At 73.0% G+C, this 21,100-nt stretch carries 19 protein-coding genes; 14 read left to right on the forward strand and 5 right to left on the reverse strand.

All coding sequences use genetic code 11. The features are described from left to right. Window positions 1-33 precede the first annotated feature (33 nt). Genes ASF75_RS01530 through ASF75_RS01540 form a run of 3 tightly spaced genes read left to right on the forward strand, consistent with a single transcriptional unit; the run spans window position 34 to window position 3,781 of the window. A complete protein-coding gene (locus ASF75_RS01530) occupies window positions 34-1,260 on the forward strand; it encodes an LLM class flavin-dependent oxidoreductase (protein ID WP_056068415.1) in 1,227 nt (408 codons plus the stop codon). Continuing rightward, entirely contained in the window at window positions 1,257-2,642 is a 1,386-nt protein-coding gene (locus ASF75_RS01535) for an NtaA/DmoA family FMN-dependent monooxygenase (protein ID WP_056068417.1), read from the forward strand. Before ASF75_RS01530 ends, ASF75_RS01535 begins: the two co-directional genes overlap by 4 nt. Continuing rightward, a complete protein-coding gene (locus tag ASF75_RS01540) occupies window positions 2,639-3,781 on the forward strand; it encodes an LLM class flavin-dependent oxidoreductase (RefSeq protein ID WP_017885644.1) in 1,143 nt (380 codons plus the stop codon). The genes ASF75_RS01535 and ASF75_RS01540 overlap by 4 nt, the downstream gene beginning before the upstream one ends. Before the next feature lie 281 nt (window positions 3,782-4,062). On the opposite strand, the gene ASF75_RS01545 is transcribed toward ASF75_RS01540, so the two are convergent. From ASF75_RS01545 to ASF75_RS01555, 3 genes are read right to left on the reverse strand one after another with little or no spacing between them, the layout of a single operon-like run. Beyond that, a complete protein-coding gene (locus ASF75_RS01545; protein ID WP_056068419.1) occupies window positions 4,063-5,079 on the reverse strand; it encodes a transporter substrate-binding domain-containing protein in 1,017 nt (338 codons plus the stop codon). Window positions 5,080-5,111: 32 nt separating this feature from the next. Next, complete coding sequence (locus ASF75_RS01550; RefSeq protein ID WP_056068423.1) at window positions 5,112-5,885, reverse strand: amino acid ABC transporter ATP-binding protein; 774 nt, start codon at window positions 5,883-5,885, stop codon at window positions 5,112-5,114. Further along, the gene (locus tag ASF75_RS01555; RefSeq protein ID WP_056069071.1) at window positions 5,885-6,997 is read right to left on the reverse strand and encodes an amino acid ABC transporter permease; all 1,113 of its coding nucleotides are present in this window, start codon (window positions 6,995-6,997) and stop codon (window positions 5,885-5,887) included. Before ASF75_RS01555 ends, ASF75_RS01550 begins: the two co-directional genes overlap by 1 nt. A 154-nt stretch (window positions 6,998-7,151) precedes the next feature. Here ASF75_RS01555 and ASF75_RS01560 point away from each other — a divergent pair, with 154 nt between their 5' ends. The 4 genes from ASF75_RS01560 to ASF75_RS01575 all read left to right on the forward strand — a co-directional run bounded on the left by ASF75_RS01560 (window position 7,152) and on the right by ASF75_RS01575 (window position 11,493). Further along, the gene (locus tag ASF75_RS01560) at window positions 7,152-7,403 is read left to right on the forward strand and encodes a DUF4287 domain-containing protein (RefSeq protein WP_056068425.1); all 252 of its coding nucleotides are present in this window, start codon (window positions 7,152-7,154) and stop codon (window positions 7,401-7,403) included. A 103-nt stretch (window positions 7,404-7,506) separates the two neighbouring features. Next, on the forward strand, window positions 7,507-8,487 hold the full coding sequence (locus tag ASF75_RS01565; RefSeq protein ID WP_017885640.1) for a hypothetical protein: 981 nt from the start codon (window positions 7,507-7,509) through the stop codon (window positions 8,485-8,487). 82 nt (window positions 8,488-8,569) lie between these two features. Then, window positions 8,570-9,946, forward strand: a complete 1,377-nt coding sequence (locus ASF75_RS01570; protein ID WP_162242999.1) for an alpha/beta fold hydrolase — start codon at window positions 8,570-8,572, stop codon at window positions 9,944-9,946. Next, window positions 9,943-11,493: a GMC family oxidoreductase gene (locus ASF75_RS01575; RefSeq protein ID WP_056068429.1), complete on the forward strand. Its 1,551-nt coding sequence runs from the start codon at window positions 9,943-9,945 to the stop codon at window positions 11,491-11,493. The genes ASF75_RS01570 and ASF75_RS01575 overlap by 4 nt, the downstream gene beginning before the upstream one ends. Before the next feature lie 28 nt (window positions 11,494-11,521). Here ASF75_RS01575 and ASF75_RS01580 read toward each other — a convergent pair whose 3' ends face one another. Next, entirely contained in the window at window positions 11,522-12,088 is a 567-nt protein-coding gene (locus ASF75_RS01580) for a GIY-YIG nuclease family protein (RefSeq protein WP_056068430.1), read from the reverse strand. A gap of 125 nt (window positions 12,089-12,213) precedes the next feature. Further along, window positions 12,214-13,059 carry a siderophore-interacting protein gene (locus tag ASF75_RS01585; RefSeq protein ID WP_042537009.1) on the reverse strand — a complete coding sequence of 282 codons (846 nt, stop codon included), beginning with the start codon at window positions 13,057-13,059 and terminating at the stop codon, window positions 12,214-12,216. An 84-nt stretch (window positions 13,060-13,143) separates the two neighbouring features. Between ASF75_RS01585 and ASF75_RS01590 the strand changes: the two genes are divergently transcribed. The 7 genes from ASF75_RS01590 (at window position 13,144) to ASF75_RS01620 (ending at window position 21,026) form a co-directional block, all read left to right on the forward strand. After that, a complete protein-coding gene (locus ASF75_RS01590; protein WP_017885635.1) occupies window positions 13,144-13,827 on the forward strand; it encodes a heme oxygenase (biliverdin-producing) in 684 nt (227 codons plus the stop codon). Window positions 13,828-13,962: 135 nt separating this feature from the next. Beyond that, window positions 13,963-16,620, forward strand: a complete 2,658-nt coding sequence (locus tag ASF75_RS01595) for a phosphoenolpyruvate carboxylase (protein ID WP_042537011.1) — start codon at window positions 13,963-13,965, stop codon at window positions 16,618-16,620. Window positions 16,621-17,222: 602 nt separating this feature from the next. Continuing rightward, entirely contained in the window at window positions 17,223-18,431 is a 1,209-nt protein-coding gene (locus ASF75_RS01600) for a multidrug effflux MFS transporter (protein ID WP_235517477.1), read from the forward strand. Window positions 18,432-18,490: 59 nt separating this feature from the next. After that, window positions 18,491-18,826 carry an STAS domain-containing protein gene (locus ASF75_RS01605; RefSeq protein WP_017886068.1) on the forward strand — a complete coding sequence of 112 codons (336 nt, stop codon included), beginning with the start codon at window positions 18,491-18,493 and terminating at the stop codon, window positions 18,824-18,826. Beyond that, window positions 18,826-19,239, forward strand: a complete 414-nt coding sequence (locus tag ASF75_RS01610) for an ATP-binding protein (RefSeq protein ID WP_017886069.1) — start codon at window positions 18,826-18,828, stop codon at window positions 19,237-19,239. The genes ASF75_RS01605 and ASF75_RS01610 overlap by 1 nt, the downstream gene beginning before the upstream one ends. A gap of 124 nt (window positions 19,240-19,363) precedes the next feature. Further along, window positions 19,364-20,347 carry a helix-turn-helix transcriptional regulator gene (locus ASF75_RS01615; protein ID WP_056068438.1) on the forward strand — a complete coding sequence of 328 codons (984 nt, stop codon included), beginning with the start codon at window positions 19,364-19,366 and terminating at the stop codon, window positions 20,345-20,347. 64 nt (window positions 20,348-20,411) lie between these two features. Then, window positions 20,412-21,026: an RBBP9/YdeN family alpha/beta hydrolase gene (locus ASF75_RS01620; protein ID WP_071251077.1), complete on the forward strand. Its 615-nt coding sequence runs from the start codon at window positions 20,412-20,414 to the stop codon at window positions 21,024-21,026. Window positions 21,027-21,100 lie beyond the last annotated feature (74 nt).

Raw genomic sequence — 21,100 nt, forward strand, 5'->3', positions numbered from 1 at the left:
CGCGGCCCGGCCGAACCGTCCTAGCGTCGCCCCATGACCGTGCCCGACCGCATCACCCTCGTCACCGCGCTGCAGGGCGCCGGGTGGCACCCCGCCGCCTGGCGCGCCGCCGGCTCGGCAGCACAGCGCCTCACGAGCCTCCGCCACTGGCGCGACGTCGTCGTCGAGCAGGACCGGCTCGGCATCGATGCCGTCACCCTCGAGGACTCCTTCACCGCCGGCCCCACCGACCCCGACGGCGACCTCGACACGTCGACCGTCGTCGGCCGCCTCGACGCGCTCCTGGTCGCGAACGCGGTCGCCCCCGCGACCCGCGCGATCGGTCTGGTGCCGACCGTCTCGGTGACGCACACCGAACCGTTCCACGTCGCCACGGGCCTCCAGACCCTCGACCACGTCTCGCTCGGGCGGGCCGGGTGGCGGATCCAGGTGAGTCCGTCGACCCGTGAGGCCGCGCTGTTCGGCCGCCGCCCCGGCGGCGACGACGCGGCCACGTTGTTCGACGAGGCGCGCGAGGCTGCCGAGGTCGTCTCCCGCCTCTGGGACAGCTGGGACGACGACGCGATCATCCGCGACGTCACGACCGGTCGCTTCATCGACCGCGACCGCATCCACGACGCGGGGTTCTCCGGCTCGTTCGTGTCGGTGCACGGCGCGTCGATCGTGCCGCGGTCGCCGCAGGGGCGGCCGCCGGTGTTCGCGCTCGCGCACCGGGCCGACGCGGCGGCGTTCGCCGTGGACGCCGCTGACGTCGTGCTGGTCACGCCCGGCTTCGACGGTCTGGAGGAAGGTGCTGCGCTGGCACTCGTCCGTGCCGCTGAGCAGGCGGCCGGGTCCGACCTCCGTCGTCCGGTCCTCGCGGACCTCGCGGTGCTCATCGGGTCGTCGCCGGCAGCCGCCGCCGACGAGCTCGCCGCGCTCGACGCGGCAGCGGGTACCCGGTACGCCGTGGGCTCCGGGTCGGACACGTCCGTCCTCGCGACGACGGTGCCGGACCTGGTGAGACGCATCGGGGACCTGCGGGATCTCGGCTACGCCGGCGTGCGGCTCCGGCCACTGCGCATCCCGGTCGACAGCACCGCCATCGCGCGGCAGCTCGTCCCGGCGCTCGTCACCGCGGGGCTCCGTGCCGACGTGGCGTCCCGTCCCACCGCCGACCTGCGCACGCGGCTCGGCATCGCGCCGGCCGTCAGCCGGTACGCGCGTCCTGCCGTCACCGGTGCCGGTGCCGGTTCCGTCTCCTCGGGGGTCTCAGCATGAGCGCCAAGCGTCAGGTCCACCTCGCCGCCCACTTCCCGGGCGTCAACAACACCACCGTCTGGAGCGACGACCGCGCCGAGAGCCAGATCGCGTTCTCGTCGTTCGAGCACTTCGCCCGGAACGCCGAGCGGGGGTGCTTCGATTTCCTGTTCCTCGCCGAGGGGCTGCGGCTGCGCGAGCAGAAGGGACGCATCCACGACCTCGACGTCGTCGGCCGACCGAACACGCTCGCGATCCTCGCCGCGCTGGCCGGCGTCACCGACCACATCGGGCTCGTCGGCACGCTGCAGACCACCTTCAACGAGCCCGTCGAACTCGCGAAGCAGCTCGCCACGCTCGACCACCTGACGGACGGCCGTACGGGCTGGAACGTCGTGACGAGTTCGGACGCGTTCCACGGCGCGAACTTCCGCCGGGGCGGGTTCCTCGACCACGCCGACCGGTACACGCGGGCCGCGGAGTTCGTGGAGCTGTCGCGCGAGCTCTGGGACTCGTGGGAGTCGGACGCGATCGTGGCAAACGGGTCGGGCGCCGCCGGGGCGCTGGCCGCCGGCGTCTTCGCCGACCGCTCCCGCATCCACGACGTCGACCACCACGGCCCGCAGTTCGACGTGACCGGCACGTTCCCGGTCCCGCGCAGCCCCCAGCGGCACCCCGTGGTCGTGCAGGCCGGTGACTCCGACGAGGGCCGCGACCTCGCCGCCCGGCACGCCGAGGTCATCTTCTCGCTGCACACCGAGTTCGACGACGCGCAGGCGTTCCACCGCGACGTGACCGAGCGACTCGAACGTGTCGGCCGGTCGAAGGACGAGCTGCTGATCCTGCCCGGCGCGACCTTCGTGCTCGGCGACACGGCGGACGAGGCCGAGGAGCGTTCCCGTGCGATCCGGCGTGCCCATGTCAGCCCGGCGACCGCGATCGCGTTCCTCGAGCAGGTGTGGAACCGTGACCTGTCGTCGTACGACGTCGACGGGCCGTTGCCCTCGGTCGAGCCGGACCTGGAGGGGGCCGACATCACCCGTGGCCGTGTCCGTCACAGCCGCGATGTGCCCGCGCTGGTGCAGTCGTGGCGCGACCTCGCCGCGGCCGAACACCTGTCGATCCGTGACCTGGTCATCCGCGCCTCCACCCGTGGCGGGTTCGTCGGGACGCCCGCACACATCGCCGCCGAGATCGACCGGTACGTGCAGGAGCGCGCCACCGACGGCTTCGTGGTCGTGCCGCACACCAACCCGTACGGCCTCGACGAGTTCGTCGACCGGGTCGTCCCGCTGCTGCAGGAGCGCGGCGTCTACCGGCAGTCGTACGACGAGGGCGCGACGCTCCGCCAGACCCTGGGCCTGCCCGGACGGGTCCTCGACCGGCAGCGGGTGCTCGCATGAGCCGGGTCCCGCTCTCCGTCCTCGACCTCGTGCCGGTGAGCAGCGGGTCGACCCCCGCCGAGGCCCTGGCGAACACGGTCGACCTGGCCGTCGCCGCGGAACGTGCCGGGTACGCCCGCTACTGGCTCGCCGAGCATCACCTCAACCCCGGTGTCGCCGGCAGTGCGCCGACCGTCGTCATCGGTGCGGTCGCCGCAGCCACCTCGACCATGCGGGTCGGCAGCGCCGCGACCCTGGTCGGCAACGTCCGCGGGCTGCAGATCGCCGAGACCTTCGGCACGCTCGCCGCGCTGTACGGGCCGCGCATCGACCTCGGGCTCGGCCGCTCAGGAGCACCAGCACCGGGCACGCCGAAGCCACCCTCGCTCGTCCCGAGGACCGACCAGGTCGTCGACGGCCTGCTCGTCCCGGCCCCGTTCGAGTTCCGCATCGCGCCCGGCAGCCGGTTCGCGCTGCAGGGGGAGCTGCTCGGACGGGTGCCGGGCGACGTCGACCGGTTCGCGGGCGAACTCGACCTGATCCGCGGGTTGTTCGCCGGCACGTGGTCGCGGGACGGCGGGGTGGTCGAGGCGCCCCCTGCCGCGGGCGCCGAGATCGAGCTGTGGATCCACGGGTCCACCGGCGGCGAGAGCGCCCGGACCGCCGGCGCGCTCGGCCTGCCCTACGGCGCGAACTACCACACGTCGCCGGGCACGGTCCTGGCGTCCGTGCAGGCGTACCGCGATGCCTTCCGTCCCGGCGTGCTGGACGCCCCGCACGTCATCGTGTCGGCCGACGTCCTCGTGGCGCCGACCTCGGCCGAAGCGGACGAACTCGGGCTCGGGTACGCCCAGTGGGTGCACTCGATCCGTTCCGGCGTCGGGGCGATCGAGTACCCGACGCCGTCCGAGGCCCGACAGCGCCCGCTCGCAGCCGACGCTGCAGCCACCGTTGCCGATCGGCTCGCGACGCGGTTCGTGGGCGATGCCGCGCGCGTCGCCGACCGCCTCGAGGTGCTCCGTCGCGCCACCGGTGCCGACGAACTGCTCGTCACCACGATCACGCACGACCACGACGCCCGGGTGCGCTCGTACGAGCTGCTCGCCGCGGAGTGGGCGGCGCGCGCCGCCCTGCCTGAGCCGGCGGCCGCCGCGCGCTGACCGACGCGGAACGACTCCGTCGCTGTCGTCCGACAGCGACGGAGTCGTTCTCGTGCGCAGCGCACGGTGCGGAACCGGGCACGGGATGCGTAGTCGGGCACGGTGCGGCCTGGAGGCGCGGTGCCGGGCCGCCGCGTGCCTCCCGTCCGCACCGTGCCGCCTTCGCGGGCCGGCGCGGTGTTGGCCGCTGGGTGCGGGCGTGCAAGCTCGCACGGTGCGGCCAACCGGGCACGGGATGCGGAACCGGGCACGGTGCAGCCTTCGCACGCGACGCTTGCTCGTCAGCTGTTGTCGAGCGGCAGACCCTCGGGGTTCACCTCGGACGTCTTCACGGCCTCGTTCGACAGGTTGTAGGCCGCGAGCCACTTCGCGTAGGTACCGTCCTCGATGAGTTCGTCGATCGCCGCCGCGACGGGCTTCGCGATGCCGCTGCCCTGCTTCGTCGTCGCTGCGATGAGCCCCTGCAGTGACGAGCCGGCGCCGGAGTACGTGCCCGCGGTCTTCGTCTCCTTCGCGGTGCCCTTGCTCTGCGTGTTCTGGTAGGCGATCGTCGGGTTCGGACCGAAGTAGGCGTCGATCTTGCCCGAGTCGAGCGCGAGCCTCACCGCGTTGCCGTCCGGGTAGTACTTGATCGTGAAGTCCTTGCCCTCGGACCGGAGCTCCTTCTGCCACTCGAGCAGGATGTTCTCCTGGTTGGTGCCGGAACTGACGGACAGGGTCTTCCCGGCGAGCACGGACGGGTCGCCGTCGAACCGCAGCGAGCTCGAGGCCAGCACCTGGAACGCCAGGTTGTCCTGCCGGTACGAGGCGAAGTCGTACTTCTCCTTGCGCTGCTCGGTGACCGTGACGTTCGAGAAGCCGGCGTCGTACTTGCCGCTGTCGATGCCGACGAACAGGTTGTCCCACGTGGCGTTCTGCACGTCCGCGCGCAGCCCGAGCTTCGCGGCGACGAGCCGTCCGAGGTCGGGCTCCGAGCCGGTGATCGTCTTCTGGTCGTCACCGGTGAAGGCGAGCGGCGGGAACCCGGCGGGCAGGGCACCCACGCCGATCGTCAGCTTGCCGGACTTCCGGACGGCGGCAGGGAGCGCGTCGTGCAGCGTCGTGTCCTCGGTGACCTCGAGGATCGTCTCCTTCGCGGCACCGTTCGAGGCGGCGCCGATGGTGACGGAGCCGTCGGGTGCGCCGCTCGTGTCGGCGGAAGCGCCCGCGGAGCACCCGGCGAGGGCGACGACGACGCCGGCAGCGAGGAAGAGGAAGCCGGCGCGGTTGCGCCAGCGGGACGGGGTGATCGTGGACATGGTTCTCCTTGGGGGCGTGCGGGGATCAGGGGTCAGCGGACGCGGGACAGGAAGTCGCGCGTGCGGGTGTGCTGCGGGTGGTCGAGCACCTGGGTCGGCGGCCCCTGCTCGACGACCCGCCCGTGGTCGAGGAACACGACGTGGTCGGCGACCTCGCGGGCGAAGGCGATCTCGTGCGTGACGATGACGAGCGTGGTGCCCGTGTCCGCCAACCCCCGGATGACCCCGAGCACCTCCCCGACGAGCTCCGGGTCGAGTGCCGAGGTCGGTTCGTCGAGCAGGACGACCGACGGCTCGAGCGCCAGCGCCCGCGCGATGGCCACACGCTGCTGCTGCCCGCCGGAGAGCTGCCGCGGCCGGGTGTCGCCACGGTCGCCGAGTCCGACGCGCTCGAGCAGGGCCGCCGCGCGGTCGCGCGCCACGGCACGGGGGACCCCGGCGGCGATCGGCCCCTCGGCGACGTTCTCGAGGGCGGTGAGGTGCGGGAACAGGTTGAAGTGCTGGAACACGAACCCGATCCGGGCACGCTGCCGCAGGATGTGCCGCTCGGGCAGCTCCTTCCAGCGGGGGACCCCGTCGCGGCCGGTGCGCAGGCGGACGCCGATCGTCTCGCCGCCGACCGTGACGACCCCGCGGTCGAGCGGTTCGAGGTGGTTGATCGCCCGGAGCAGCGTGGACTTGCCCGAACCGGAGGGGCCGAGGACGACGGTCACGCTGCCGGACGGCAGCGACAGGTCGACGCCGTCGACGACGACCGTGTCGCCGAACGCCTTGACGGCTCCGTGGATGCTGATCGCTGCGCTCATCAGATGGTCCTGTCGTCGACGGTGGAAGCGGGGCCGGACGCGACCACGCGCGCGGCGGAGGCGGACTGCCGGGGGCGATCCGGGCCTCCAGGCCGTCCCGACCCGCGTCCGGAACCGCGACGCACGGCGGCCCGCACCCGCTGGAACGGCGTGGGCGGCAACGTCCGGACCGAACCTCGGGCGGTCCACCGCTCGACGTAGTACTGGACGATCGAGACCGCGCTGGTGAGCACGAGGTACCAGATCGTGGCGACGACGAGCAGCGGGATGATGTCCGTCGGGTAGGTGCTCGACAGGTTCTGCACCACGCCGAACAGGTCGAGCAGCGAGACGTAGAACAGCAGTGACGAGGCCTTCAGCAGTCCGACGACCTGGTTCACGAACGCCGGGACGATCGACCGCAGCGCCTGCGGCAGGATCACCCGCACGAACTGCCGGCGACGGGGGAGCCCGAGTGCCTGTGCGGCCTCGTGCTGCCCGTGGTCGACGGCGAGCACCCCGGCGCGGACGATCTCGGACGCGTAGGCGATCTCACTGAGGCTCAGCCCGATGACCCCGATCGCCAGGTCCCCGAGCACGTTGGCGGTCGGCACCTCGAACTGCGGCCCGAAGGGGATCCCGATGCCGATCGTCGGGTAGAGCGACCCGAGGTTGTACAGGAAGACGAGCACCAGGATGAGCGGCACCGACCGGAACAGCCACACGTAGCCCCACGCCAGCCCGGACAGCACCGGGTTGTGCGACAGCCGGGCGATCGCCACCACCACACCGCCGGCGAAGCTGATCACGGCGCTCAGCGCCGTCGCGGTGAGCGTCAGCTGCAGACCCGTCAGCACCGCCGGACTGAACAGCCACTTGCCGACGGCGGGCCAGCCCCACTGCTCGTTCGTGAACAACGTCTCGCCGAAGTTCAGCAGCACGACGAGCACGAGGGCGGCGGCGATCCACCGCGCGGGGTGCCGCAACGGCACGACGCGCCGGTCGAGTGCGGCGTGTCCGGCCGCGTCGATGGTCGCGGTCTCCGGTCTGGAGGCGCGGCTCGCGCCGGTCGTCCGGCCCGCGTCGTCGACGCTGGTCGCGTCCCACTGCGGGGCCCTGGTGGTGTCGGTCATGTCGCGACCGTAGGAGGGCTGCGCGGCACCCACAACGCCTCGCGCAACACCCCGCCACGCGGCGCAACACCCGGCCATCCGGCGCAACGCGGCGTCACGGAACGGTGTCCTCGGTGACGTTCCGTGACGGCCGGCGGAGCGCTACCGTTGCGCCATGACAGCGCATCGTGTGACCGCCCCGGTGCCCCCGGCGGACGGCACCAGGGTGAAGGGTCCGGCGTCGTACTTCCCGAGCATCGAGACGACGTACGGGCGCCCGGTGCAGGAGTGGCTCGACCTGGTCGCCGACCGGCTCGACGACCACCAGCACATGGAGGTCGTCGGGTGGCTCAAGGCCGAGCACGGCCTCGGGCACGGGCACGCGAACGCCCTGGTCGCCTTCGTGAAGCAGGCGCTGGCCGCCTGAGCGGTCGCGCGCTCGCTTGTGGTCCAGCGGGTGTCGGTGGTGTCGGTCGCGCTGCTTGCCGCGTGGTGCGGCGGGTGTCGGTGGTCGTTCCTAGCGTGGTGGCGTGGCCGAACCCGTCGATGCGTGGTGGCGCCGCCGACAGTGGTCGCGCGGCGAAGCGGTGCCGTACGCCGTCGGACAGTTCCGCGCCGACTGGGCGCCGTACCCGGTGCTCATCCGGCAGTACCACCCCGACTGGAACCACGGCGTCGTCCTGACCCAGGTCCCCCCGGCGGCCGAGGTCCTGCTCACCTGGGAGTGCGACGTCGGGCACGTCTTCGTGGCGACCCCGTCCGAACAGCGGTCCCGTCCGGGCCGTGAGCGGCGCCGCTCCGTCTGGTGCCCCGAGTGCGCGGTGCAGGCGCAGCCGCAGCGGTGGCCGGTGCTGCCGTCGGACTGGCCGCAGGCCGTGCCGGTGCCGCAGCGGGTCGTCCGGAGCGCGGGACGACAGACGCTGCCCGCGGCTCCGGTGCGCGGGGTCCCGGCCGGCGCCGTCGCGTCGAGCCGTTCCCGGTCCCGTCGGCCCGTCGCCGGGTCGGCCGGTGGGGCGCCACGGCGGAGCGCCCAGTCCGTTCCCCGCACGATCTGCCCGAAGACCCCGCGGCTGCCGTCGGGTGAGTCGTTCACGAGCGTCTGCGCCCCGGCGACGGCCTCGGCGGTCGAGGCCGAGCTCCGGGGCATGCTGTCCGAGCGGTTCGCGTTCACCTACGACCACTCCGCGATCCGGCTCGACCGCCCGTTCTTCGACCACGTCGAGGCCTGGCCGGACATCATCCTGCCCGAGCTGCGCGTCGCCATCGAGTACGACTCCACCGGGCGGCACGGGCTCGAGCACGTCGGCCCGCGGCAGGAGACCGACCGGAAGAAGGACCGCGCCGTCCGCGCCGTGGGGTGGGAGGTCGTCCGCATCCGCACCGGACGGCTGCCGGCGCTCGGCCCGCACGACCTGCAGGTGTCGGGCATCTCCGGCCGCACCGTCGATCGCCTGGCGGACACCCTGCGTGATCTCCGGGGCGCCCTGTTCGTCGACGCGTACGCCCGGTGACGCCGTCGACCGGGGTACACGCACGACCCGGCGGGGTACGGCCCGGCTGGGAGCGGCCGCAAGGGACGGGTAGGCATACATGGTGACCACCGTCTTCTGTCTCCACGCCCTCGGCGCGAGTTCCGAGGAGTTCGCGCTGCTGCGCGCCGAACTCGTCGGCGACCTCGACCTGATCGGCATCGACCTGCCCGGCTTCGGCCGCAGCCCGGCGTCGTCCGGCACCACCGTCGAGGAGATGGCCGTCCTGGTGGAGCGCGCGATCGGCGCGAGCGGCTCGACCGAATGGGTACTCCTCGGGCACTCGATGGGCGGCAAGGTCGCCACGGTGGTCGCCGACCGGACGATCTCCGGTGCGAACGGTCTGTTCGGCCTGCGTGCCGTGGTGCTCCTCGCCGCGTCCCCGCTCGCCCCGGAGCCGATGGACGAGGACCGCCGCCGGTCCATGCTGTCGTGGGCGGCCGACGGCCCGATCAGCGCCGACGACGCCGAGGAGTTCGTCGCCGCGAACACGGCGTCGGCCCTCGCGCCCTCGCGGCACACAGCGGCGGTGCGGGACGTCGAGCGGACCGACCCCGAGGCCTGGCGGGACTGGCTGACCCGCGGCAGCCGTGAAGACTGGTCCGACGCGGCGCCGAACCCGGTGCCCGCCCTCGTGCTCGCCGGTGCCGAGGACGGCGACCTCGATGCCGACGCCCAGCGCCGCCTGACCGTGCCGCACTGGCCGAACAACGAGCTCCACGTCGTCGACGGCGCCGCCCACCTGCTGCCGTGGGAGCAGCCCGAGGCCGTGGCCGCGCGCATCCGCGACTTCTGGCAACGCCGGGTCGCTGGGTCACCGGTCGTCCCCGTGGAGCACGCCCGCGTGATCGCCTCGCCGCGGGTCAGCGCCCGCACCCGGGGCCTGCTCGCCGCTCGTGCCCTGCCCGATGACCCGGCGGCCGCACCGCAGGCCCTCACCCCGACGCAGCTGGACACCCTCCGCGCGGTCGCCAGGATCGTCGTCCCGCAGCCCGGTTCCGACCAGGTCGACCTGGCGCTGCGGGTCGACGCGCAGCTCGCCGCCGGGCTCGGCGACGGCTGGCGACCCGACGGGCTGCCGGTGGACGCCGAGGCTTACCGTGCCGCGCTCGACGTCCTCGCCGCACCCGCCCGCGATGGTGCGCTCGACCAGGCGCTCGAGGCCGTGGCGGTCGGTCGGTACCGCGCCGACGGTGGCCTCGACGCCGAACAGCTGCGTGCGTGGTTCGAGGACGCCAGCGTCGACCTGGTGAAGCACTGGCTCGCGCACCCCGCCACCATGGCCGCCATCGACTTCGACGGCTACGCGAACGGTGGCGACGGCGTCCGCAAGCAGGGCTTCCGACTGTTCGCGGCGGGGGAGCGCGAGGCCTGGGAGCCCGAAGCCCCCGCACCCCACACCACGATCGACACCGCACCGACGACCGGAGCTGCACGATGAGACTCGACGGACAACGCACGTACGGCACGGACGACGTCGTCGACGTGGTGGTGGTCGGCACCGGAGCCGGCGGAGCCCCGCTCCTCGCATCGCTGGCCCGCCGTGGCCTGACGGTCGTCGCGCTCGAGGCCGGCCGCAACACCGAGCCGGGCGACCACGTGCCGGACGAGGTCGCCGCCCCCGGTGACATCAACTGGATGGACGAGCGGCTGAGCGGTGGCGGAGCCCCGACGGCCTTCGGTCCGAACAACAGCGGGACGGGTGTCGGCGGTTCGACGCTGCACTGGGGCGCGTTCACCCCGCGGCCGAGCGCCCACGACCTGCGGCTCCGCACCGAGAGCGGCGAAGGGCAGGACTGGGCGATCAGCCACGCCGAGCTCACCGGATGGATCGAGCAGGTCGAGCACGACGTCGGTGTCGCCGGTCCCGAGCACTACCCGTGGGACCCGTCCCGCCGCTACCGGATGCGCCCGCCGGCCCGGAACGCTTCTTCGGACATGATGATGCGCGGCACCGCTGCCGCAGGGATCACCGCGACCGATGCCCCGGTCGGGCTGACCACCGAGGACCGCCACCAGGAGCACCACGGGCTGCGCCAGGCCTGCGTGTCCTGCGGGTCGTGCCACCAGGGGTGCCGCAACGGTGCGAAGGTGTCGATGGACACGACCTACCTGCCGGCGGCCGTGGCCTTCGGTGCCGAGATCCGACCGGAGTCCTTCGTGCACGGCATCGAGCTCGACTCGAGTGGTCGCGTCGAGGCGGTCCTGTACACCGCGGGTGGGCGCGAGCACCGCCAGCGCTGCCGGTCCCTGGTCCTCGCCGCGGGCGGTGTCGAGACCCCGCGGCTGCTGCTGCACACCGGTGTCGCGAACGGCAGCGGGCAGGTCGGTCGCAACTTCACCGCGCACGGAGCCACCCAGGTGTGGGCGCGGTTCGACGAGTCGATGCGTTCGTACCGCGGGTACCCGTCGTCGATCATCACCGAGGACTTCGTGCGGCCGGCGGACGCCGACTTCGCCGGCGGCTACCTCATCCAGAGCCTGGGCGCGCAGCCGCAGACCTTCGCCACGTCGCTGGTCAGAGGCGGCGGACTCCGCGGCGCAGAACTCGTCCGGGCGCTGCACGACTACCCGTTCTCGGCCGGCGTCGGCATCAACGCCGAGTGCCTGCCGTACGACGAAAACCGCCTCCAGCTGACCGACGAACTCGACGAGCACGGTGTCCCGCGTGCGCGGGTCTCGTTCACCCCGGGCTCGAACGAAGAGGCGATCCGCCGCCACGCGGTCCGCACGATGACGACCATCGTCGAGGCTGCTGGCGGTCAGGACGTCCGGGTGCTCGAACGCACGGCGCACACCATCGGCACCGCGCGGATGGGCACGGACCGCGAGACCTCCGTCGTCGACCAGGACGGCCGCTCGTGGGACGTCCCGAACCTGTGGATCGCTGACAACTCGGTGTTCCCGAGCGCGGTCATCGCGAACCCGGCGCTGACGATCATGGCGCTCTCGCTCCGCACCGCCGACCGCATGCTGCAGGCCGCCTGAGCAGGAGCCCCGACCGCCCGGTCGGGGCTCAGCCTCGCAGCGCGAGCGCCCCGCTCGTCCACCGGGCGTGCAGGTCCCACGGGTCGTCGACTCCGGCGGCGACGATGTCCACGTGGGCGAGCAGTTCCGGCGTCACCCGGAACCACTCGGTACCCGGGTACCGGCTGGCCGCGAACGTGGCGTGCCGCCGGCGCTCGAGCGTCCGGTCACCGAGCTCGAACGCCAGCAGGTCCTGGTGCGGGATGGCCGCGAGCCGCTGCCGGGGGTTCATCGTCGTGCCGATCTTGATGCGGTCACCGAAGTCGTCGCGCATGCGCAGGTAGTAGACGACGTCGACCCGTGGGGGAGCCAGATCGCCGTCGGGTACCTCGCCCCACCGCCACTCGCACCGGGCGCACACCGCACCGGAGGGGTAGCGCACCCCGATCCGCGACGCGCACACCGGGCACGGGCCGGGCAGGGCGTCCTCGACGCCGGGGTGCTCGGCCGCGAGGTCGGCGACCAACGCGACGTGCGTGCCGCACAGAGGGACGCCCGCGAGTCCGTCCGTGAGGACGCCTGCGCAACCCGGCACGCAGCACGACGAGGTGACCATGCGCCGAACGCTAGCCGGACCCACCGACGTGCCCCGGCCCTCCCGGCTGTTGCGAGCGCCGGGCGTGCCGGGCGTCCCTGGTCGTATCGGGCGTACCGACCAAGAACGGGCACGCAGGCCCGCCATCAGTCGGTGAAGATCACCCCGACCGGCTCGCGCTTCTCCTCCTGGAACTCGTCCTCGCCACGACCGAGCGCCCAGTACGCCGACAACGACATCTCGCGCTTCTCCAGCCCCCAGTCGTCCTGCAGCAGTCGACGGATCGCCTTCATCGCGGTCCGCTCGCCGTGCGCGAAGACCTGGACCGGCCGGGAGGCACGCGGCAGCCCGCGGGCCGTCTCCAGCAGGAGCGTGCCCGGCTGTGCGCCGGTGGCGTCCCGGTGCAGCCACCGCAGGTCGACCCCGGCCGGGTGCCGGAGGTCCTGCTCGTCCGCGGGCGCGGCCACCTCGACCAGGGCGACCCCGGTGGCGGTGTCGGGCATCGACTCGAGTGCGGCCCCGATCGCGGGCAGGGCGCTGTCGTCACCGAGCAGCACGTGCGTGAAGGCCGGGTCGGTGGTCGGTGCGTAGCCGCCGCCGGGTCCGGACAGGGCGATCCGGTCGCCGGGCTGCGCGGACGCTGCCCAGGGACCGGCGAGGCCCGCGTCGCCGTGCACGACGAAGTCGATCGCGATCGTCCGCGTGGTGTGGTCGACGGCGCGCACGGTGTAGGTGCGGCGGGCGGGGCGGTCGTGCTTCGGCAGGGTCTCGCGCAGGGCCTCGAGGTCGTACGGCGGCACGAGCCCCAGCGACGGCTTCGCGAGCAGGAGCTTCACGTACTTGTCGGTGGCGGCGAGGCGGTCGGGGTCGGCCTGGGCGACGAAGTCCTCGAACGCCGAGCCGCCCAGGTGCACGCGCACCATGTGGGGCGAGAGTCGCTCGGTGCGGTCGACGACGAAGACGTGCTGCTGGCGTTTGGGTTTCGAGCTCATCGTGGGGGAGCTTCCTCTCGGAGGTTCGGCGTCACCTGGGTGATCCCTGCTTGACGCGCGCATCAGTAAGGTTAGCCTTACCTCATGGACTCGACCGTCATCCCGTTCTCCGAGCTGCTGCGGCGACGCACGCGGCGCTCGCACGGTGCCTCGGCCACGAGCGGCTTCATGCAGGACCTGCTCGGCGGCGACTGCGACGTCGCCGACTACGCGGACCTGCTCGGACAGTACGCCTTCGTGTACGACGCGCTCGAGCGGGCGGCGGAGCGCATGGCTGACCACCCCGTGGCGGCGCCGTTCGTCACCGCGCAGCTCACCCGGATGCCGGCGATCCGCGCCGACCTGGAGTACCTGATCGGCCCGGACTGGTCCGAGCTGGTGTGCCCGCTGCCCGCGACGACCGCGTACGTGCGACGGCTGAACGAGGTCGCGGCCGAGTGGCCCGGCGGCTTCGTGGCACACCACTACACGCGGTACCTCGGCGACGTGTCCGGCGGGCACGTGATCGGGCAGGTGCTGGCGGAGCGGTTCGGGTTCGACACGAACGGGATCCTCTTCTACATCTTCGACCAGGTCGCCGACCCGAGCGACTTCGAGCACACCTACCGGGCCCAGCTCGACGCCGCGCCGTGGTCGGCCGACGAGCAGGAACGGGTGATCGCCGAGGTCGAGCTGGCCTACGAGCTGAACCGCGGGCTGCTCGCCGGCCTCGATGCCCGACGTGCGCCGTTCCGGCAGGAGCCGGGCGGGGCCTCCGTCCCGGCCTGACGCGGCAGCGGCAGCCCGGCACCGGGCCCGGACCCCGCCCCGCGTCCGTCCGGACGGTCGACGTCATGCGCCCCCGGGTGCCGATACGCTGCTGGGACCCGGGACCAGCCTCCCGGACGACCCGGAAAGGACTCCATGACGGCGATCGACGGATCTGCACGCCACGAGCGCGCGCGGGACGACGTCAGCGGTGCGGTCGACAGCGACCTGCGCGCCGACGTCCGGTACCTCGGCAACCTGCTCGGCCGGGTGCTGCGCGAGAACGGGGGCGACGAACTGCTCCACGACGTGGAGTCACTGCGCGCGGCCGTGATCGACGCCTACGAGGGCGACCACGCCGAGGGCGCCGCACGTGCCCAGGCGATCGTCTCGGGCATGTCGGCCGAACGCGCCGAGGCAGTGGCGCAGGCGTTCACCACCTACTTCCACCTGACGAACCTGGCCGAGGAGCACCACCGCGTGCGCGTCCTCCGGCAGCGCGGAGACGACGGCGGCGTGCCCGGGGACTCGTTCCCCGCCACGTACGCCGAACTCGTCGCCGAGGTGGGCGAGGCCGAGGCGGCCGAGCGGCTCCGCACCCTGCGGTTCCACCCGGTGCTGACCGCCCACCCGACCGAGGCCCGCCGGCGCGCGGTCACGACGGGTGTCCGCCGCATCACGGACCTCATCGACGAGCGTGACCGTGCCCGCAACGCCACGGCCCGCGCCGAGAACGAGCGCCGCCTGCTCGAGGAGATCACGACCCTCCTGCGCACCTCGCCGCTCCGCACCACGCGGCCGACCCCGCTGGACGAGGTCCGCACCGCGATGAGCGTGTTCGACCAGACCCTGTTCGAGATCGTCCCGCAGGTGTACCGCCTGCTCGACGACCGGCTGCAGGGCGACGACGCCGGCCGGGCGCCCGTTATCGCCCCCGCGTTCGTGCGCTTCGGCACCTGGATCGGCGGCGACCGCGACGGCAACCCGCACGTCACCGCCGACGTCACCCGTCAGGCCGCCGAGATCGCGGCGGAGCACATCCTGCTCGGCCTCGCCCGCGCGACGACCCGCATCGGCAGCGCCCTGACCCTCGACGCGAGCGACACCCCCGCCGACGCCGGGCTCACCGCCCTCGTCGCCGCGCAGGAGTCGCTCGACCCGGGCATCGCGGAGCGCATCGGTGTCCGCGCACCGAACGAGACGCACCGACGTGCGCTCCTGTTCGTCGCCGCGCGCATCGACGCCACCCGGACCGGCAGCACGACGCTGGCCTACGACGGGCCCGAGGCGCTGCTGGCCGACCTCCGTGTCATCCAGGCCTCGCTCATCGCCGCCGGTGCGATCCGACCGGCGAACGGTGAACTGCAGAACCTCCTCTGGCAGGTCGAGACCTTCGGGTTCCACCTGGCCGAGCTCGAGGTCCGCCAGCACTCGCAGGTGCACCGCACGGCCCTGGCCGAGATCCGCGCCGGTGGTGAACTGAGCGAGACCACGGAAGAGGTCCTCGCCGTCTTCCGCACGATCGCCGGGCTGCAGTCCCGCTACGGCGTCCGCGCGGCGAACCGGTACATCGTGTCCTTCACGCAGTCCCCGGCCGACCTGGCGAACGTGCACGAGCTGGCCGTCGCCGCGCTCGGGTCCGCCGAGGCCGCGCCGGTGCTCGACGTGATCCCGCTGTTCGAGACGTTCGCCGACCTGCACGCCAGTGTCGACATCCTCGACGAGGCTGTCCGCACCGAGGCGTTCCAGCGACGCCTCGCCGCGACCGGCCGTCGGCTCGAGGTCATGCTCGGGTACTCGGACTCCTCGAAGGACGTCGGCCCGGTGTCCGCGAACCTGGCGCTCTACGACGCCCAGGCCCGCATCGCCGACTGGGCCCGCGACAACGACATCGAGCTGACCCTGTTCCACGGCCGCGGCGGTTCGCTCGGCCGCGGTGGCGGTCCCGCGAACGAAGCAGTCCTGGCGCAGCCGCCGGGATCGATCGACGGTCGGCTGAAGCTCACCGAGCAGGGCGAGGTCATCTTCGCCCAGTACGGCGACCAGGACATCGCCGCCCGCCACCTTGAGCAGATGGCCTCGGCGACGCTCTTCGCGTCCTCGCCGTCCAACGAGGCACGGACCGCCGCCGCGGCCGCCCGCTTCGCCGACCTCGCCCAGCAGCTCGACGACGTCTCGCGCGTCGCCTTCTACGACCTGGTCAAGGCCGACGGGTTCGCGCCGTGGTTCGCCCGGGTCACCCCGATGGAGGAGATCGGCCTGCTGCCCCTCGGCTCCCGCCCGGCCCGTCGCGGGCTGTCGGTCGAGTCGCTGGAGGACCTCCGCGCCATCCCGTGGGTGTTCTCGTGGACGCAGGCGCGCATCAACCTCGCCGGCTGGTACGGGCTCGGATCCGCGCTCGAGGCCGTCGGCGACGTCGACGTGCTCCGCGCCGCCTACGCGGAGTGGCCGCTCTTCGCCGCGATGATCAAGAACGTCGAGATGTCGCTCGCGAAGACCGACGAGCACATCGCCCGCCGGTACCTCGAGCTCGCCGACCGTGACGACCTCGCCGCGAAGGTGCTCGACGAGATGGTCCGCACCCGCGACTGGGTGCTCCGCGTCTCCGGCGGCAGCGACGTGCTCGAGGACCGACCCGTCCTGGCCCGCGCCGTGCGCCTGCGCAGCCCGTACGTCGACGCCCTGTCGCACCTGCAGCTCCGTGCGCTGCGCGCCATCCGCACGTCCGGCAGCACGGACCCGACGGACGCCGACCACCGGCTCCTGCTGCTCACCGTGAACGGGATCGCCGCCGGCCTGCAGAACACGGGCTGACGCCCCCACCCCACGGACAGGAGGCCCGGTGCCAGCTGGCACCGGGCCTCCTGTCCGTCTCCGCGCACGTCCCGAGCCGCGCCCCCGAGCGGCCACGAAGTGTCGGCCGCGCGGTCGCCGCGCGACGGAACGCGACCGCTCGGCGTCTCGCGCCGCTGCCCTCGCCGAGGGGTCACGACACGTCGGGTGGTCCCGGCCGAGTGGTCACGAAGCGTCGGCCGCGCGGTCGCCGGGCGACGGAACGCGACCGCTCGGCGGACGTGAGCGGGGTGTCGTGACCGCTCGCGCTTCGCGCCGCTGCCCTCGCCGAGGGGTCGCGACATGTCGGGTGGACCCGGCCGAGTGGTCACGAAGCGTCGGCTGGGCGGTCGCCGGGCGACGGAGCGCGACCACTCGGCGGACGTGAGCGGGGTGTCGTGACCGCTCGCGGCGTCGGACGGGAGGCCCGTGGCGGGCCGGCACCGGGCCTCCCGTCCGTCCGCGCCCACGTCGCGGGCCCGCGATCCGTGAGCAGCAACGGTCGCGTCCGGCACCGCGACCCGACAGTTGCTGCTCACGAAGTGCCCTGTCGAATCGATTCGGGGACGCGTAGCGTGTCCGAGGTGACGACGGAGCGCATGCCGAGACCGACGACGACCGTGCTGCCCCCGATCGTGCCGCTGGCGCTCATCGTCGGGGTCTCGCCCTTCGCGACCGACATGTACATCCCGGCGCTCCCGGCCATCGCGCGGGACCTCGGGACGACCCCCGGCGCCGTGCAGCTGTCGCTCACGGCGTTCCTCGTCGCGTTCGCGGTGGGTCAGCTGCTGGTCGGCCCGGTGAGCGACGGGATCGGTCGTCGGCCGATGCTCGTCGCCGGGACCGCCCTGTTCGCCCTGGCGTCGGTCGGCTGCGCACTCGCCCCGGACGTCGTGACGCTGGTGGTGGCCCGCGTGGCGCAGGGACTCGCCGGTGCGGCCGGTGCTGTCGCGGGGCGGGCGATGGTGTCCGACGTGACGAGCGGTACCCGGATGGCGAAGGTGTTCGGCACCCTCGCGGCCATCAACGCGATCGGCCCCGTGGTCGCCCCGCTGGCCGGGGGAGCGGTGCTGACGATCGGCACGTGGCGGCTCATGTTCGTCGTGCTGGCGGTGCTCGGTGCCGTGTTCTTCGTGGCTGTGGTGCTGCGCTTCCGCGAGACCCTGCCGCCGGAGCGTCGCGGTGGCGTCGGGTTCGCGGCGAACGGGCAGCGCATCCGCGAACTCCTGGCGATCCCGCGCTTCCGGGCGTACGTGTTGAGCGGAGTGCTGTCGACGGTCGGGTTCTTCGCGTACATCGCGACGAGTTCGTTCGTGTTCCAGTCGGAGTACGGGTTCTCCGAAGGGCTGTACACGCTCGTCTTCGCCACGAACGCGTCGATGATGATCATCACCACGCTGCTGTTCGGCCGGCTCGTCGGGCGGGTCACCGAGGATGCCCTGCTGACCCTCGGCCTGGTCGTCGGGACCCTCGGTGCCACGGCCGTGGTGGTGTCGGCGCTCCTCGACCTCGGGCCGGTGCCGGTGTGGTGCGCACTCGCGGTCGTGACGGCCGCGTGGGGCTTCGTCCTGCCGGCTGCGATGACCCGGACGCAGCACGTCGGCTCGGCGCACCCGGGCACTGCGGCCGCGCTGCAGGGTGGGCTGACCTTCGGCATCGGTGGCCTCGGCACCCCGCTCGCCGGCGCCCTCGGCGGGACCGCGCTGGCCATGGGCGGGGTCATGGCGGCGCTGATGGCTGCGGCCGTCGTGGTGCAGGTGACGGCGACGCGGCGAAACCGGTCCCACACCTGAGGGTCTGAGCCGGTAGGTTGCTGGTTGCAAGGCGCACCGATCTGAGGAGACCCACCGAGATGGACATCGTCGTACACGAGGCGGAGACCGACACCGCCGTGCTGGAGTGCAGTGGCCGGCTCAACATGGTCTCCGCACCCACGTTCCGCGAGACCGTCGCCCAGATCGTCGGCAACGGGCGGTCGCGGCTCGTCGTCGAGCTCTCCGGGGTCGAGTTCATGGACTCCTCCGGCCTCGGCGCACTGGTCGGCAGCCTGAAGACCGCGCGACAGGCCGGCGGCGACCTCCGCATCGCGGCACCGTCGGAACAGGTGCAGATGGTGCTCAAGCTCTCCAACATCGACAAGATCCTGCGGACGTACCCCGACGGGGACGCCGCGGTGACCGACTGGTGATGACCGCCCCCGTCGCCGAGCACATGCTCGCACTGGCGTGCCCGCCGGACGACGTGTCCGCCGTGCACGAGTTCCTGGCGGGCGTGTGGCAGCACGAGCCGACCGTCTCCGCCGAGGACCGCATGGCCCTCGAGCTCGCACTCGTCGAACTCACCTCGAACGTCATCGAGCACGGCGCGCGTGCGGACGGTGTCTCGTGCGAACTCCGGCTCCAGGTCGGCAACGAGCGTGTCCAGGCGCTGCTCTCCGACGACGGGGTCGCCGCCACCGTGGACCCCGATGCCGCCGTGCTGCCGGACGACTTCGCCGAGGGTGGCCGCGGACTGGCCCTCGTCCGCATGGTCGTCGACGACCTGCGGTACGAGCGCGTCGCGGACCGGAACCGCTGGACGGTCCTGCGGTCGCGGCACTGACCAGGGCCAGGACCAGCACCAGCAGCCGGACCGCTCATCCGCACAGCGCACTGCGCGGGCCGCAAACCGCAATGACGCGGAGACGATTGACGCGTTTCCCGGACACCGTGTCACGATTCGCCCGATGACTGTCGACCCTGATCCCCGGATCCGGTTCGAGACGTCCGGCGCCGGACTCGACGCGGCCGTGCAACTGTACGAAGAGGCCTACGGGAGTTCGGGGTTCTCGGCGTCCCGGACCGGTCGTCCGTTCGCGTACCGGTTCCAGGTCGTGGGCGACGACGCGATGACCTTCCGCTCCACCCGGTTCGACGGGCGGATGCGCGGCGAGGTCGAGGTCCCCGACGAGTACGTCGTGATGTGGACCTCGGACGGTGGCGGCCGCGTGGACGTCGGTCGGCAGGAGGTCGACTTCGCACCGGGGACGCCCCGGGTGTTCCCGTCGCGACGCCCCTTCGTGTTCGACCTGCAGGACGTCCGGCAGAGCCTGGTGCAGTTCGACCGCACGTACCTCGAAGGCCTCGCCGCCGAGGTGCACGGCACCCGGCCAGGCCCCCTGGTGTTCGACCACACCGCGGCGCCCCGGCCCCAGGACCTCCGCGCGTGGAACGCCCAGGTGCAGCGTGCGGCAGCCGTGGTGCTCGGTCAGGCGCCACTCACCGGCCTCGCCCTCGCCGAGACGGTGCGCGAGACCGCGCTGGCCTTCCTCGACACCTTCCCGCACGAGTCCATCGCCCCCGACGTCACACTGCCGCAGGGTGCAACCGGGCGCGTCCGCGAGGCCGTCGAGTTCATGCACGCCTTCGCACACACCCCGATCACGACGACCGACGTCGCCGAGCACGTCGGACTGAGCGTCCGAGGGTTGCAGCAGGCCTTCCAGCGGCAGGTCGGCACGGCACCGAACGCCATGCTCCGGGGCATCCGCCTGGACCGCGTGCACGAGGAGCTCCGACGCGGGTCCGCCGGTGACCTGACGGTGGCGAGCGTGGCACTGCGCTGGGGCTTCGCGCACCTCGGCCGGTTCTCGGCGGCGTACGCCTCGCGCTTCGGACAGTACCCGCGTGACACGCTGCAGCAGCCGCGGGGAGCGGTGCCGCACGCCTGACCGGGGCAGGACGCCCCGCGTCACACTCCGGCTCGGTGCGTCGCCGGTTCGCTACGCTGCCCGGATGAGCGGACCGCGACCGTGGGTGGTCATCCCGGGCATCTGGAACTCGGACCCCGACCACTGGCAGTCCGTCTGGGAGCGCAACCGGCAGCACGACGAGCGCGAGCGGCACGACCAGCGTGATCAGCAGACCCGCCGCGCCGTCCGCATCGCCCCCGACTCGTGGAGCGCCCCCGTCGCGGACGACTGGCGCGCCGCGATCTCGACGGCCGTCGCCGCGTGCAGCGAACCCCCGGTGCTCGTCGCCCACAGCCTCGGCGTCCTGGCCGCGGCCGACTGGCTCGCCACCACGACGACCGCACCCGCCCTGGTCGCCGGTGCCTTCCTGGTCGCACCGCCCGATCCGCTCGGCGACGCGTTCCCCGCCGAGGCATCGGGCTTCGCGCCGCCGCGTCGGGTGCCCCCGGAACAGCAGGTCCCGACGCACCTGGTCGTGAGCGACGACGACCCCTACTGCGGTGCGTCCCGTGCCCTCGAGTTCGCCGCCGCGATGCGCGCGGACGTCGTCCGTGTGGGTGCCCTGGGGCACGTGAACGTCGCCAGCGGTGTCGGCGGCTGGCCTGCCGGCCGGGAGCTGCTGCGGGCCTTCGAGGACGGCCTCCGACGGACGCGGTGACGGCGGGCCGCGACACGCCGCTCACTTCCGAGCCGATATGGCAGGCGGTGCAGCGACACACCGCGGATGTCCCG

Source organism: Curtobacterium sp. Leaf154 (assembly GCF_001424595.1).
Taxonomy (GTDB): Bacteria; Actinomycetota; Actinomycetes; order Actinomycetales; family Microbacteriaceae; genus Curtobacterium; species Curtobacterium poinsettiae.

Excerpts from the sequence above, each read along its gene's own strand:
- ASF75_RS01575 (WP_056068429.1), top strand. The coding sequence starts at position 9,943 with ATGAGACTCGACGGACAACGCACGTACGGCACGGACGACGTCGTCGAC.
- ASF75_RS01615 (WP_056068438.1), top strand. The coding sequence starts at position 19,364 with ATGACTGTCGACCCTGATCCCCGGATCCGGTTCGAGACGTCCGGCGCC.
- ASF75_RS01590 (WP_017885635.1), top strand. The coding sequence starts at position 13,144 with ATGGACTCGACCGTCATCCCGTTCTCCGAGCTGCTGCGGCGACGCACG.
- ASF75_RS01560 (WP_056068425.1), top strand. The coding sequence starts at position 7,152 with ATGACAGCGCATCGTGTGACCGCCCCGGTGCCCCCGGCGGACGGCACC.
- ASF75_RS01605 (WP_017886068.1), top strand. The coding sequence starts at position 18,491 with ATGGACATCGTCGTACACGAGGCGGAGACCGACACCGCCGTGCTGGAG.
- ASF75_RS01545 (WP_056068419.1), bottom strand. The coding sequence starts at position 5,079 with ATGTCCACGATCACCCCGTCCCGCTGGCGCAACCGCGCCGGCTTCCTC.
- ASF75_RS01610 (WP_017886069.1), top strand. The coding sequence starts at position 18,826 with ATGACCGCCCCCGTCGCCGAGCACATGCTCGCACTGGCGTGCCCGCCG.
- ASF75_RS01540 (WP_017885644.1), top strand. The coding sequence starts at position 2,639 with ATGAGCCGGGTCCCGCTCTCCGTCCTCGACCTCGTGCCGGTGAGCAGC.
- ASF75_RS01535 (WP_056068417.1), top strand. The coding sequence starts at position 1,257 with ATGAGCGCCAAGCGTCAGGTCCACCTCGCCGCCCACTTCCCGGGCGTC.
- ASF75_RS01620 (WP_071251077.1), top strand. The coding sequence starts at position 20,412 with ATGAGCGGACCGCGACCGTGGGTGGTCATCCCGGGCATCTGGAACTCG.
- ASF75_RS01555 (WP_056069071.1), bottom strand. The coding sequence starts at position 6,997 with ATGACCGACACCACCAGGGCCCCGCAGTGGGACGCGACCAGCGTCGAC.
- ASF75_RS01595 (WP_042537011.1), top strand. The coding sequence starts at position 13,963 with ATGACGGCGATCGACGGATCTGCACGCCACGAGCGCGCGCGGGACGAC.
- ASF75_RS01530 (WP_056068415.1), top strand. The coding sequence starts at position 34 with ATGACCGTGCCCGACCGCATCACCCTCGTCACCGCGCTGCAGGGCGCC.
- ASF75_RS01585 (WP_042537009.1), bottom strand. The coding sequence starts at position 13,059 with ATGAGCTCGAAACCCAAACGCCAGCAGCACGTCTTCGTCGTCGACCGC.
- ASF75_RS01550 (WP_056068423.1), bottom strand. The coding sequence starts at position 5,885 with ATGAGCGCAGCGATCAGCATCCACGGAGCCGTCAAGGCGTTCGGCGAC.
- ASF75_RS01580 (WP_056068430.1), bottom strand. The coding sequence starts at position 12,088 with ATGGTCACCTCGTCGTGCTGCGTGCCGGGTTGCGCAGGCGTCCTCACG.